Source organism: Pseudonocardia sulfidoxydans NBRC 16205 (genome assembly GCF_007989085.1).
Lineage (GTDB): Bacteria > Actinomycetota > Actinomycetes > Mycobacteriales > Pseudonocardiaceae > Pseudonocardia > Pseudonocardia sulfidoxydans.
On the sequence record NZ_BJVJ01000051.1, the window covers coordinates 1 to 12,430 of the forward strand.

Sequence of the window (12,430 nt, forward strand, 5' to 3'; positions counted from 1 at the left end):
GACTGGCCACCACCGTTGCCGCCGCGCTGGCCGTGACCGTCGCCGCGCGTGCCGTCGCTGTCGCCGCCGCGGTTGCGCTCGGTCTTCGGGTCTGCGCTGTGGCTGCGGGCGTTGGTGTGGTGGTAGCGAAGATCGTTCTTGTCGAAGGTCGCCGTGCTGGCGATGTCGTCGCCCGTCGTCTTGTGCGCTTCATTGTGGTTCTCGTCGGCGTGCGCCGCGGTGTTTGCCAGCAGCAACAGACCGCCCGACATGGCGGCGACGTACGCGCCACGGAGCAGGTTCTTGTTCACGTCCAGTCCTTCCAGCACGAGACGACCGGTCGGGGTGCCGGACGTCGGGAAATCTGCAGAAGCCTGGAGATACTCAGCGGGGAGCCGTATCTCCTTGATCTCCCCAGCGTTGGACATAGACGGGCCGTTACCGCCTTTTCCGAAGTTGCGCCGTGCAGCGCAACGGGTTGGCCGAAACTCGACGCAACCTCGGCCGTCCTCGCGCGTCCCAGAGGCGCGGGCGGCTCACCGACGATCACGGACCTTTCCGTCACGGTGCGCTCGTGTCTGGGCGGTCGCAAGGCGCGGGGCACCTTCCACATGGGTTGCACATGCCGCCGGCTGGACGAACCGGACATGTGGTGACGGACCGCCGGTACCGTGGCGGGGTCCGTCGATCCCCGAGGAGTGCCGTGTCCAGCGTCGCCGTGCGTGTGCCGCTGCGGTGGCCCGTGCTCCTGGCGCTGTTGGTGGCGTTGTTGGTGCCGGTGGGTCCGGTACCGGCGCGGGCGCACCAGCCGGGCGACGCGGCGACGCGGACGATCGGGACGGTGACGCCGGCGCGAGCGGAGTCGGGGACGCGGCGTGTGGCCGCGTCGGACTCCCCGGTGGTCCACGGTTCGACGGTCGCGTCCTGGCCCGTGATGTCGGCCGTCGTCGCGCCTGCCGCCACGACCCCGCGCCCGGCCGGGGCGTGGGCCTGTGGGTCCGAGGTCGCGACGACGGGGCCTGCCGCGACGTGGTCGCCCCGGTGCGGGCGCGGCCCTCCGGTGACGACGGTCTGACGCCGTCCGTCTCCTCACCCCGCCTCGCGCGGGCTCTCACCGAAGGTCCCTGTGAAAAGTCCTCTGCTCGCGCGCGCTCTGGCGGCGCTCGTCGTCGTCGGTGGGTCGGCCGCGGTCGCGGCGACCGGTTCCCCCACGCTCGGCCTGGATCTGCGTGGTGGCACGCAGATCGTCCTGGAGACCCGGGACGCCCCGGGTATCACCGCCGACTCCGAGGCGGCCGACCGTGTGCTGGAGGTGCTGCGGGGCCGGGTCGACGGGTTGGGGGTCGCGGAGCCGTCGCTGAACCGGTCGGGCGAGAGGCGCATCGTCGTGGAGCTGCCGGGGCTGCAGGACCCGGCGGAGGCCGCGGAGGTGTTGGGCCGCACCGCGCAGCTGACGATCCGGCCGGTGCTGAACGCGCCGTCGGCGGACAGCGAGCAGGTCGTCGACGACTCGGGGGCGCCGTTGCTGGTGGGCCCGCCCGCGCTGGTGGGTGAGGACGTGGAGTCGGCGCAGTCGGCGGCGGGGTCGCAGGGGGTGATCGGCTCGGTCGTCGACGTCTCGTTCTCGGGTGCGGGCGGGGAGAAGTGGCGGCAGCTGACGGCGGAGACGGCGTGCGCCCCGGCCGGGGATCCGGCGCGGCGGATCGCGATCGTCCTGGACTCGCAGGTGATCTCGTCGCCGCAGCTGGACCCGTCGATCGGCTGTGGCGTCGGCATGCTGGGTGGGAGCACGCAGATCAGCGGCTCGTTCAGCGTGGAGCAGGCCCGGGAGCTGGCGGTCCTGATCCAGGGTGGCGCGCTGCCGGTGCCGGTGGAGATCATCGAGCAGCGGACGGTGGGTCCGACGTTGGGTGCGTCGGCGATCGAGGCGAGCGTGCTGGCGGCGTTGATCGGGACGGCGTTGACGGGCGTGTTCCTGCTGGTGGCGTACCGGCTCGCGGGGTTGGTGGCGGTCGTCGCGCTGGCGGGGTACGCGTTGGTGGCGTATGCGGGGCTGATCGCGCTGGGGGCGACGTTGACGTTGCCGGGTCTGGCGGGGTTCGTGCTGGCGATCGGGATGGCGGTCGACGCGAACGTGCTGGTCGCGGAGCGGGCGCGGGAGGAGTACGCGAAGCGGCCGCGGCTGGAGCGGGCGTCGGAACGCGGGTACAAGGGCGCGTTCACGGCGGTGATCGACTCGGCGGTGACGACGTTGCTGGCCGGTGCGTTGTTGTTCTGGCTGGCGTCGGGGCCGGTGCGCGGGTTCGGGGTGACGCTGACGCTCGGTGTCGTGGTGTCGCTGTTCTCGGCGCTGGTGCTGTCGCGGCTGCTGACGATCTGGATGCTGCGCCGCAAGGTCATCCGCGCGCATCCGGCGTGGACGGGGTTGTCGACGATCGGGCCGGTGCGGCGCCGCTTGGAGAAGGCGGACCCGGGGCTGCTGCGGCCGGCGGGGCGCTACCTCGCGATCTCGGCGCTCGTCGTCGTGGCGGCGCTTGCTGGGCTCGCGGTGCGCGGGCTCGACCTGGGTGTGGAGTTCACGGGTGGGCGTTCGGTCGAGTTCACGACGACGAACCCGGTGGATGCGGACGCCGCGCGCGCCGCGGTGGCCGAGGCGGGGCTGGGTGGGCTGCCCGTCCAGATGACCGGCGACGGCGGTATCTCGGTGCGTGGCAACGACATCGTCGATACCGATGTGGCCGCGCTGCGGGAGGCCCTGGCCGCCGTGGGTGGCGGCGCGGAGCTGGAGCAGGACGAGCTGATCGGGCCGAGCTTGGGCGCGGAGCTGGCGCGGGGCGCGTTGATCGCCTTGGCGGTGGCGCTGGCTGCGCAGCTGATCTACCTGGCGGTGCGGTTCCGCTGGACGTACGGAGCGGGCGCGGTGGCGGCGCTGGCGGCGAACGTGGCGATCGTCGTCGGCTGGTTCGCGTGGACGGGCCGCATGATCGACGGCGTGTTCGTCGCGGCCCTGTTGACGGTGATCGGGTACACGGTGAACGACTCGGTGGTGGTGTTCGACCGGGTGCGGGCGGAGCGGGCGACGCGGCGGAAGGAGCCGTTCCACCGGGTGGCGGGTTCGGCGGTGCTGTCGACGTTGCCGCGCACCGTGAACACGGGTCTGGCGACGCTCGTGATCCTGGCGGCGCTGCTGGTGCTGGGCGGGGAGACGTTGGCGGACTTCGCGTTGGCCCTGATCCTGGGCATCGTCGCGGGCACCGTGTCGACGGTGACGGTCGCGGTGCCGCTGACGATCGCGCTGCAGCGACGGTTCGGTGACGCCGAGCCGGGGACGCGGAAGAAGCGGCCCGCGGGCCGGCCGACGCGCAGCCCGAGACGGGCCGACGGCGCCGTCGTCTGAGGGTGGCACCGGTGGCCGGCGTGATCGTCACGTCGGCTACCGTTGTCCCACCGGTCCGGTGCCGGACGTGCGGACGTAGCGCAGCTGGTAGCGCATCACCTTGCCAAGGTGAGGGTCGCGGGTTCGAATCCCGTCGTCCGCTCTCACACGCCCGAGAGCTCGTGAGTGGCGATAGTCGCTCTAGCGACTATCGCCGCTCACAGGGTGGTCACTCCTATCGCGGCGAGCAGCCGTTCGCGGTGTGCGGCGTGGTCGCCGAACAGCACGGCGTCGGTGGCGGCGCGCCGGAAGTGCAGGTGCGCCGGGTGCTCCCAGGTGAAGCCGATCCCGCCGTGCACCTGGATGTTCTCCCCGGCGACGAACCGGTACGCCGCGCCGCACGTCATGGCGGCGACGGCGACGGCCGCGGGCAGGTCCTCGGGTTCCTCGTCGGCGCAGGCGGTCACCCAGGCGACGGCCGAGCGGGCGGCCTCGACCTGGACGGCCATGTCGGCGCAGCGGTGTTTGATGGCCTGGAAGGTGCCGATGGGCCGGCCGAACTGCAGCCGTTCCCCGGCGTAGGCGACGGCGGCGTCGAGTGCGGCGGCGGCCCCGCCGAGCTGCTCGGCGGCGAGCGCGATGACCGCGCGGTCGAGGACGCTCGCGATCAGGGCACCGATGTCGTGACCGGCGCCGATGCGGCGTGCCGCGACGCGGGCCATGTCGACGCGGGCGAGCTGACGGTTGAGGTCGAGGGCCTCGAGCGGTGTGCGGGTCAGCCCCGTGGCGACGCTGTGCACGGCGAACAGCCCGAGCTCGTCGCCTGCGCGGGCGACGACGAGCAGCAGGTCGGCGCTCGCGCCTTCGACGACGAGGGTCTTGGTGCCGGTGAGCCGCCAGCTGTCGGCCCCGGGTTCGGCGACGGTCGCGACCGTGGCGGGGTCCCACCCGGCGGGGTCCTCGAGGTGGGCGAGGGTGGCGGTGGTGTCGCCGGACAGCAGCCCGTCGAGGAGGTCGACGGCGTCGTCGCACGCCGTGAGCGCGCCGACGGCGAGGACGGCGGTGGAGAGCCACGGCAGCCGCGACGGGACGCGCCCCAGTTCCTCGGCGACGACGGCGAGCTCGCGGATGCCGGCGCCCGCCCCGCCGAGGTCCTCGGGGACGTCGAGGGCGACGGCGCCGAGCTCGCCGGCGAAGCGGCGCCACACGCCCGCGTCCCAGCCGCGGTCGTCGCGCAGCTCGGCGAACACGGCGTCGACGGGGAGGTGCTTGTCGAGGAAGGCGCGCACGGTGGCGCGGAGCTCCTCGGCGTCGGCATCGGGCGTGTACCGCATGCGATCTCCCGTCAGTCGTCGTCGGCGGCAGCGGCCAGGACGTCGGCGAACCGGTCGTGGGCCGCGGCGCGCAGGGTGGGGCGGATGTAGGGCGGGAACAGCCCGTCGTCGGGGTCGGTGCCGCGCAGCAGGGCCTGCGCGAGGTTGACCTTGTGGATCTCGGTGGCGCCGTCGGCGAGTCCCATGTGGAAGGACTCCATGACCCATTTGCCGAAGGGCAGCTCGGTGGAGATGCCGAGCGAGCCGTGGATCTGGATGGCGCGTGACGACGCGTCGAGCAGGACCTTGGGCATGGCGGCCTTGACGGCGGAGATGTCGGCGCGGACCTTGCGGTAGTCGTTGTAGCGGTCGATCCGCCAGGCTGTGCGCAGCACGAGCAGCCGGAACTGTTCGAGCTCGATCCAGGTGTCGGCGATCATCTGCGCGACGAGCTGCTTGTCGGCGAGCCGGTCGCCCTTGGTGGTGCGGGAGACGGCGCGACGCTTCATCAGTTCGAACGCGGTCGTCACGAGGCCGACGGTGCGCATGGCGTGGTGGATGCGGCCGCCGCCGAGGCGGGTCTGGGCGACGGCGAACCCGGCGCCGCGCTCACCGAGCAGGTTCTCGGCGGGGACGCGGACGTCGGTGTAGCGCAGGTACTGGTGGGTGCCGACGGACTCCTCGTGCCCCCACACGGAGACGTCGCGGACGCGCTCGAGGCCGGGGGTGTCGGCGGGCACGACGAACATCGACATGGACTTGTGCCGCGGCGCGTCGGGTTCGGTGACGGCCATGACGATGAGGAAGTCGGCGAACAGGGCGTGGCTGGAGAACCACTTCTCACCGTTGATGACCCAGTCGTCGCCGTCGAGGACGGCGGTGGTGCGGAACCCGGTGGGGTCGGAGCCGCCGTGGGGCTCGGTCATGGAGAAGCAGGACACGATCTCGTTCGCGACCAGCGGTTCGAGGTAGGTCTTCTTCAGGTGCTCGGTGCCGTAATGGGCGAGGATTTCCGCATTGCCCGAATCGGGGGCCTGGCAGCCGAACACCACGGGCGCGGAGTGGGAGCGGCCGAGCTGCTCGTTGAGCAGCGCGAGCCGGAGCTGGCCGTAGCCCTTGCCGCCCAGCTCGGGCCCGAGGTGACAGGCCCACAGACCGCGGTCGCGCACGACGTCCTGCAGCGGCTTGATCAGCGCGTTGCGCGCCGGGTCGTGGACGTTCCAGGCGTGCTCGATCACCTGGTCGACGGGTTCGATCTCGGTGCGGACGAACTCGTCGACCCAGTCCAGCTCGCGCTGGACGTCGGGGTCGGTCTCGAAGTCCCAGCCCATGTGCGTGCCTCTCAGCGGGTCAGCACGGTGCACGCGGAGATGCCGGGTGCGCCGTAGACGTGGGTGAAACCGACGCGCGGATCGCCGGGGACCTGGTGGTCGCCGGCCTCGCCGCGCAGCTGCAGGGCCGTCTCGTAGACCTGCCGCAGCCCGGACGCGCCGATGGGTTCGCCGTTGGCGATGCAGCCGCCGTCGGTGTTGACGGGCAGGCTCCCCGTGATCGTGGTGGCGCCGGAGGAGATCAGCTCCTCCTGCGCGCCGTGCTCGCACAGCCCGGTCTCGGCCATGTGCATCAGCTCGGCGCCGGACTCGGTGTCCTGGACCTGGGCGACGTCGACGTCGGCGGGGGTGAGCCCGGCCTGCGCGAATGCTGCGGCAGCGGCGTCGACGGTGGGGCTCTGCGCGGCGTCCACGGCGAGCCAGGGGCTGAACACCTCGAACGAGCCGTAGCGCCGCGAGCGCAGCGCGGCCCCGCTGAGGTGGACGGGGTTCTCGCAGTAGTCGTGGGCCCGGTCGGCCCGGCACACGACGAACGCGACGGCCCCCTCCCCCGGCGAGCAGTACATGTACTGGGTCAGCGGGTGGCTGATCATCGGCGCCGCGGCGATCTCGTCGGCGCCGATCTCCTTGCGCCGCCACGCGTTGGGGTTGAGCGCGCCGTTGCGGAACGCCTTCTCGGCGATCGTCGCGAGCACCTCGGTGCCGATGCCGTGGGTGTGCAGGTAGCGCTGGATCTTCAGGCCGAAGAACTGCGTCGTCAGCATCAGGCCGGTCTCGCCGTACCAGGCGCCGATGCCGTGCGAGGCGGGGTCGGTGTTGAAGGCGCCGCGCGGGTGCTTGTCGAAGCCGACGACGAGCCCTAGGTCGTGGGTGCCGGAGCGGATCGCGGCGTCGGCGCCGATCAGCGCGCTGCCGCCGGTGGCGCAGCCGTTGGCGACGTTGATGAAGGGCAGGCTGGTCAGGCCCAGCTCGGAGACGAGGGTGTCGGGGTCGCCTGCCGACCAGCTGCCGCCGAACCCGAACTGCATGTCGCCGAACCGGACCCCGGCGTCGGCGAGGGCGGCGCGGACGGCGTGCACGGCCTGGGCCCGGCCGGAGACGCCCTCGGTGCGGCCGAAGGGATGGATGCCGATCCCGACGATCGCGAGCGCCGCGGTCACGACCGACCCACTGGTGTGAACGCGAACGTCAGCACGGGTTCGCCGGCGTCGTCGGTGCGGAACGGGATCATCTCCATGCGCATGGGCATGCCGATCTCCAGGCGGTCGGGGTCGTTCTCGGTGAGCCGGGCCTCGACGATCAGCTGCCCCGGCAGCTCGACGTAGCCGACGCCGTAGGGCTCGAACTCGTCCGGGCCCTGGTAGGGCGTCTTGGGCCGGAAACCCTGGATCGTGAACGACCAGAGCGTGCCCTCACGGGCGAGCGCGACGTCGGCCATCGAGGAGCCCGTGCAGCGCGGGCAGCCGCCCTGGCGCGGGAACGTGTGGGCGCCGCAGTCGTCGCAACGGCTGCCGAGCAGGGCCGTCCCGTCGGCGGTGAACAGCGAGTCGTCGACCGTGCGGGGCAAGGGACCTCCAGTCATGGCGCGGCCGTCCCGCCACCGTCGACGGTGAGCAGGGTGCCGGTGGTGAAACCGGCCGTCGGGCCGCACAGGTAGAGCGCGGCGCCGACGATCTCGGCCGGGTCGCCGCCGCGGCTCTGCGGCCAGTCGGCGGTGAGCCGGTCGAAGAACTCCATGTCCCAGCCGGCGGCGATGTCGGTGAAGAACGGCCCGGCGAGGATCGTGTTGACCCGCACGCTCGGCCCGTACTCCTGGGCGAACCCCTTGGTGAGGACGTTGAGCCCGGCCTTGGCAGCGGCGTAGGGCAGGTCGTGCGCGGTGGGCCGGACCGACGCGATCGAGCTGATGTTGAGCATCGCGCCCCCGCCGGCGGCGACCATCCGCTTCCCGGCCGCGGCCATGAACCGGAAGGGCCCCTTCAGGTTCACCCCGATCACCTTGTCCCACAGCAGCTCGGTGACCTCGTCGAGGCTCGGGTAGACCGGCGCCATCCCGGCGTTGTTGACGAGCACGTCGACGACGCCCAGCTCGGCCTCGACCTCGTCGAGCAGCGTCGGGACGCGTTCCCAGTCGGCGACGTGCGCGCCGTGGGCGGTGACCTTCTGGCCGGTGGCGTCGGCGAGCTCTTCGGCGAGGGCCTCGCAGGCGTCCTTCTTGCGGCTGACGACGGCGACGTCGGCACCGGCGGCGGCGAAGGCGATGGCGATCTCGCGGCCGAGGCCGCGGGAGCCGCCCGTGACGAGCGCGGTGCGCCCGGCCAGCGGTTTCTCGACGGCGCGCGCCGCGGCGACGGCCTCGGCGACGCTGCGGGGTCCGGGACGGGTCATCGCGGGATCTCCTTCCACGGGACGCCGCGGTCCCCGCGCGGTTCGGGCGGCAGGCCGAGCAGGCGCTCACCGATGATCGTGCGCTGCACCTCGTCGGAGCCGCCGGCGATGCGGTATCCGGGGGCGCCGAGGACGTGCTCGGTCCATCCGAAGAAGTCCCCGCCCGAGTCCGCGACGAGCTGGTTCCCCAGAATCGTCGTCGCCGCCTCGGACACCAGGGTCAGCCCCTGGGCCCACGCGAGCTTGCGCAGCGACCCGATCGGGCCGGGCGCGACGCCGGCGAGGCGGGCCTCCCGGTCGCGCTGCGCCGCGACCGACGCGAGCTTCTCGTGTACCCAGACGTCGGCGAGCAGGCGTCGAACGTCCGCGTCGCCGGTGCGGTCGAGGCGCTGCGCGGCAGCCAGGAGCTGGGTGAACCCGCCACCGACGCGGGCCTCGGACCCGGAGTGGCCGCGTTCGAAGCCCAGGGTCGCGAGCGCGACCTTCCAGCCGTCGCCGACCTCGCCGAGGCGCAGCACGTCGGGGATGCGGACCTCGTCGAGGAACACCTCGCAGAACGAGGAGCCGCCCGACATCTGCCGCAGCGGCCGCACGTCGACACCCGGGGTGTCCATCGGCAGCAGGAACGCGGTGAGCCCCTTGTGTTTCGCGACGTCGGGGTCGGTGCGCGCGATCAGCTCGCCCCACCCGGCGAACTGGGCGCCGGAGCTCCACACCTTCTGGCCCGTCACGACCCAGTCGTCGCCGTCGCGGACCGCGCGGGTGGCGAGCCCGGCGAGGTCGGAGCCCGCCGACGGCTCGGAGAACAGCTGGCAGGCCAGCTCGTCGCCGCGCAACAGCCCGCGCACGAGCCGTGCCTTCTGCGCCGGGGTGCCGAACATCTGCACGGTCGGCGCGATCAGCGAGACGCTCACCGAGGTCAGCTCGTGCTGGCCGGGGACGTCGAAACCGGCCTCCAGGTCGCCGAACGCCTCGGCATGCCGGTCGGACAAGCCCGCTCCCCCGGCCTCCTCGGGCCAGGTCAGCGCGCCGTAGCCGGCGTCGAACTTGGTGCATTGCCAGTCGCAGATGCGGTCGATGAGGGCACGTTCGCGGTCGGCGGGCAGGTCGTGGAAGACGGCGACGTCGGTACCGCGGTCGTCGCCGGGGCGCCGGGGTGCGGCGTGCTCGGTGAGCCAGGCGCGGGCGGTCTCGGTGAACTCCAGGAGCGTCGCCTCTGGGGAGGGCGTCATCGAAGCCTCCGTTCCGGTCGGGGGACGGGCACGCACAAGGCGTTGGCCCACAGCAGGCTGAGCTGGGTGACGGCGGTGTCGAGGTCGAACGGTTCGTCCTTGGCGACCCAGCCGTAGGCGAAGCGGTTGACCATGCCGCCGAGGGCGTGGGCGGCGTAGCGGGCGTCGACGTCCGGGTCGGCGCGGCCGTCGTCCTGCAGCCGCAGGATCGCGCGGCGGGTGCGGTCGACGACGGTGGCGCGGGCGTCGTCGATCAGGTCGGACAGGCCTGGGCTGACGCCGGGCATCTCCTCCCACAGGACCATGAGCCGGCCGTGCCGCAGGTAGGCCTCCAGGTAGCGCCGGTTCGCGGCCTCGATGGCGGTCCAGGCGTCGGGTGCGGGCGTCGGCCGGGTGTGTGCGGCGGGGAAGAACTCCTCGAGGAGCTCCTGGCTGACCGCGAGGAAGATCTCCTCCTTGGAGTCGAAGTAGGTGTAGAAGGTGCCGTGTGCGACGCCGGCGTGCTCGGCGATGTCGGTGATCCGGGCGCCGAACCCGTCGCGTTCGAAGATGTCCTTGGCGGCGTCGACCAGCGCCTCGCGGGTGCGCCGCCCACGGGGGGTGAGCCCGTCCTGCGCAGTGATCGGTGCGCTCACAGCGGCATGTTCCCCGGGCGGCCGCGCGTGTCGGCCGCGGCGGCGAGGGTCCGGGCGATCGCGTCGCGGGTGGCCGCCGGCGCGACGATCTCGTCGACGTACCCGGCGGCGACAGCGTCGGCGAGCCCGCCGGTCTCGCGGGCGTGGGTGTCGACGAGGGCGGCCTCGGCGTGGTCGCGCGCGGCGCCGTCGAGCCCGGCGAGGTCGCGGCGGTGCAGGATGCGTACGGCCGCGACGGGGTTCATGACGTCGACGGTCGCGGCGGGCCACGCGAACACCCGGGTCGCGCCCAGCGACGTGCTGTTCATGGCGATGTAGGCGCCGCCGTAGGCCTTGCGGGTGACGACGGTGACCCGCGGGACCGACGCGCAGGCGAAGGCGTGCAACAGTTTCGCGCCGCGCCGGACGACACCGTCGAGCTCCTGGGCGGCGCCGGGCAGGTAGCCGGGGACGTCGACGAGCACGACCAGCGGGACGCCGAGGCTGTCGCAGGTGCGGACGAACCGGGCCGCCTTGTCCGACGACGTCGCCGTGAGGCAGCCGCCGAGGCGCAGCGGGTTGTTGGCCAGCACGCCGACGGAGCGGCCGTCGATGCGCCCGAGCGCGGTGACGATGTTGGGCGCCCAGCGCGGGGCGAGCTCGTGGGCGGGAGCGTCGAGCAGGGCGTCGACGACGGGGCGCACGTCGTAGGCTCGCCGTGGCGAGGGCGGCATGAGCGTCGCGGGGTCGACGGCGCGGCGCACACGCGGTGCGGGCCGGCGGCGGTCGGCGAGCAGCCCGACGATCTCGCGCGCCGCGGTGTACGCGGCGTCGTCGTCGGGGGCGGCGACGTGGGCGACCCCGGAGTGGCGGGCGTGCACCTGCGGCCCGCCGAGCGACAGGGCGTCGACGTCCTCGCCGGTGACGCTGCGGACGACGTCGGGGCCGGTGACGAACACGCGTGCGTCGGGCCCGGTGACGACGACGTCGGTGAGCGCGGGCCCGTAGGCCGCCCCACCCGCCGATGGCCCGAGCACGACGCTGACCTGTGGGATCCGCCCGCTGGCCAGGGTCATCGCGCGGAAGATGCGGCCGATGGCGTCGAGGCTGCCGGCGCCTTCGCGCAGCCGGGCGCCGCCGGACTGCCAGATGCCGACGACGGGTTCGCCCGCGGTGAGCGCTGCGTCGTAGGCGCCGACGACGAGTGCGCAGCCGTCGCGGCCGAGCGCGCCGCCCTGGACGCGCGGGTCGGTGGCGAAGACCCGGGAGGCGACGCCGTCGAGGAGCCCGCGGCCGGCGACGAGCCCGTCGACGGCGACGACGTCGTGGAGCGTCCCGGGGTCGCAGAGGTCGGCGAGCCGGACGGCCGGGTCGCGGCGGGCGGCGTCGGGGACGTGCTCGACGGCGGCGCTCATGCGGTTCCGCCCGCGCGGTCGATCGCCGCCTGCACGGCCTGGACCTGCCGGACCGCCTCGGCGTCGAGGGCGGTGGCGAAGTCGGTGGTCTCGCCGTCGGTGAAGTTGGCCTTGATGCCGGCGACGGTGTTCGCGGGCGCGGCGGCGAGCGCGTGGGCGCGGTCGAGGACGGCGTCGAGGAAGCCGTCTCCCTCCTCGACGCCGGACACGAGTCCCATGGCCAGCGCGCGCGTCGCGTCGACGCGTTCGTCGAGCAGGTACAGCTCGCGGGCGCGGCCCCAGCCGACGATGCGCGGCAGCGACCAGGTGCCGCCGAAGTCGCCGGTGAGTGTGACGCCGAGGAACGACGTCTTGAACACGGCGGTGCGGGTGGCGAAGCGCAGGTCGGCGGCGCAGGCGAGGGCGAGCCCGGCGCCGGCGCACGGGCCGTTGACCGCGGCGATCGTGGCCTTGGGCATGTCGTGGAGCAGCAGGCTCGCGCGCTGCAGTTCGCGCAGGGCGGCGGTACGTTCGTCGAGGCCCAGGTCGGGACGGAAGTCGTCGATCGCGCCGAGGTCGCCGCCGGCGCAGAAGGCCTTGCCCGCTCCGGTGACGACGACGGCGCCGATCGCGTCGTCGGTGGCGGCGTCGTCGAGTGCGGCGACGAGGGCTCCGAGGAGCTCGTCGGTCATGGCGTTGTAGCGGTCGGGGCGGTTCAAGGTCACCAGCCGGACCCGGTCCCGGGTCTCGACCAGCACGGTGTCGGTCATCGTCGGCCCCCCTTCGTCCTCACCGTACGATTA

At 73.3% G+C, this 12,430-nt stretch carries 12 protein-coding genes and 1 tRNA gene; 3 read left to right on the forward strand and 10 right to left on the reverse strand.

The features are described from left to right. Nucleotides 1–290 (reverse strand): hypothetical protein (locus PSU4_RS21295; protein WP_147111297.1); only part of this gene is annotated, 290 nt, incomplete at its 3' end. Nucleotides 291–682: 392 nt separating this feature from the next. On the opposite strand from PSU4_RS21295, the gene PSU4_RS31460 reads away from it, so the two are divergent. From PSU4_RS31460 to PSU4_RS21310, 3 genes are all read left to right on the forward strand, one after another. Beyond that, nucleotides 683–1,054, forward strand: a complete 372-nt coding sequence (locus PSU4_RS31460; protein WP_186817101.1) for a hypothetical protein — start codon at nucleotides 683–685, stop codon at nucleotides 1,052–1,054. A 51-nt stretch (nucleotides 1,055–1,105) separates the two neighbouring features. Next, a complete protein-coding gene (gene secD, locus PSU4_RS21305) occupies nucleotides 1,106–3,376 on the forward strand; it encodes a protein translocase subunit SecD (RefSeq protein ID WP_246115258.1) in 2,271 nt (756 codons plus the stop codon). A 69-nt stretch (nucleotides 3,377–3,445) separates the two neighbouring features. Continuing rightward, nucleotides 3,446–3,518 (forward strand) — tRNA-Gly (locus PSU4_RS21310). Between the two features lie 55 nt (nucleotides 3,519–3,573). Here the strand turns inward: PSU4_RS21310 and PSU4_RS21315 are convergent. From PSU4_RS21315 to PSU4_RS21355, 9 genes are read right to left on the reverse strand one after another with little or no spacing between them, the layout of a single operon-like run. Next, on the reverse strand, nucleotides 3,574–4,689 hold the full coding sequence (locus PSU4_RS21315; RefSeq protein ID WP_147111303.1) for an acyl-CoA dehydrogenase family protein: 1,116 nt from the start codon (nucleotides 4,687–4,689) through the stop codon (nucleotides 3,574–3,576). Nucleotides 4,690–4,700: 11 nt separating this feature from the next. Further along, nucleotides 4,701–5,999 carry an acyl-CoA dehydrogenase family protein gene (locus PSU4_RS21320; protein WP_147111306.1) on the reverse strand — a complete coding sequence of 433 codons (1,299 nt, stop codon included), beginning with the start codon at nucleotides 5,997–5,999 and terminating at the stop codon, nucleotides 4,701–4,703. A gap of 11 nt (nucleotides 6,000–6,010) precedes the next feature. Continuing rightward, complete coding sequence (locus PSU4_RS21325) at nucleotides 6,011–7,159, reverse strand: thiolase family protein (protein ID WP_147111309.1); 1,149 nt, start codon at nucleotides 7,157–7,159, stop codon at nucleotides 6,011–6,013. Beyond that, nucleotides 7,156–7,566 carry a Zn-ribbon domain-containing OB-fold protein gene (locus PSU4_RS21330; protein ID WP_246115259.1) on the reverse strand — a complete coding sequence of 137 codons (411 nt, stop codon included), beginning with the start codon at nucleotides 7,564–7,566 and terminating at the stop codon, nucleotides 7,156–7,158. Before PSU4_RS21330 ends, PSU4_RS21325 begins: the two co-directional genes overlap by 4 nt. An 11-nt stretch (nucleotides 7,567–7,577) precedes the next feature. Further along, nucleotides 7,578–8,387, reverse strand: coding sequence for an SDR family NAD(P)-dependent oxidoreductase (locus tag PSU4_RS21335; protein WP_147111314.1), 810 nt, complete (start codon nucleotides 8,385–8,387; stop codon nucleotides 7,578–7,580). After that, entirely contained in the window at nucleotides 8,384–9,619 is a 1,236-nt protein-coding gene (locus tag PSU4_RS21340; RefSeq protein WP_147111317.1) for an acyl-CoA dehydrogenase family protein, read from the reverse strand. The genes PSU4_RS21335 and PSU4_RS21340 overlap by 4 nt, the downstream gene beginning before the upstream one ends. Beyond that, nucleotides 9,616–10,254, reverse strand: coding sequence for a TetR/AcrR family transcriptional regulator (locus PSU4_RS21345; RefSeq protein WP_147111320.1), 639 nt, complete (start codon nucleotides 10,252–10,254; stop codon nucleotides 9,616–9,618). The genes PSU4_RS21340 and PSU4_RS21345 overlap by 4 nt, the downstream gene beginning before the upstream one ends. Beyond that, the gene (locus tag PSU4_RS21350) at nucleotides 10,251–11,648 is read right to left on the reverse strand and encodes an acyl-CoA carboxylase subunit beta (protein ID WP_147111322.1); all 1,398 of its coding nucleotides are present in this window, start codon (nucleotides 11,646–11,648) and stop codon (nucleotides 10,251–10,253) included. The genes PSU4_RS21345 and PSU4_RS21350 overlap by 4 nt, the downstream gene beginning before the upstream one ends. Then, a complete protein-coding gene (locus tag PSU4_RS21355) occupies nucleotides 11,645–12,397 on the reverse strand; it encodes an enoyl-CoA hydratase/isomerase family protein (protein ID WP_147111325.1) in 753 nt (250 codons plus the stop codon). The genes PSU4_RS21350 and PSU4_RS21355 overlap by 4 nt, the downstream gene beginning before the upstream one ends. Nucleotides 12,398–12,430 lie beyond the last annotated feature (33 nt).

Excerpts from the sequence above, each read along its gene's own strand:
- PSU4_RS21315 (WP_147111303.1), bottom strand. The coding sequence starts at position 4,689 with ATGCGGTACACGCCCGATGCCGACGCCGAGGAGCTCCGCGCCACCGTG.
- PSU4_RS21320 (WP_147111306.1), bottom strand. The coding sequence starts at position 5,999 with ATGGGCTGGGACTTCGAGACCGACCCCGACGTCCAGCGCGAGCTGGAC.
- PSU4_RS21335 (WP_147111314.1), bottom strand. The coding sequence starts at position 8,387 with ATGACCCGTCCCGGACCCCGCAGCGTCGCCGAGGCCGTCGCCGCGGCG.
- PSU4_RS21340 (WP_147111317.1), bottom strand. The coding sequence starts at position 9,619 with ATGACGCCCTCCCCAGAGGCGACGCTCCTGGAGTTCACCGAGACCGCC.
- PSU4_RS21350 (WP_147111322.1), bottom strand. The coding sequence starts at position 11,648 with ATGAGCGCCGCCGTCGAGCACGTCCCCGACGCCGCCCGCCGCGACCCG.
- PSU4_RS21355 (WP_147111325.1), bottom strand. The coding sequence starts at position 12,397 with ATGACCGACACCGTGCTGGTCGAGACCCGGGACCGGGTCCGGCTGGTG.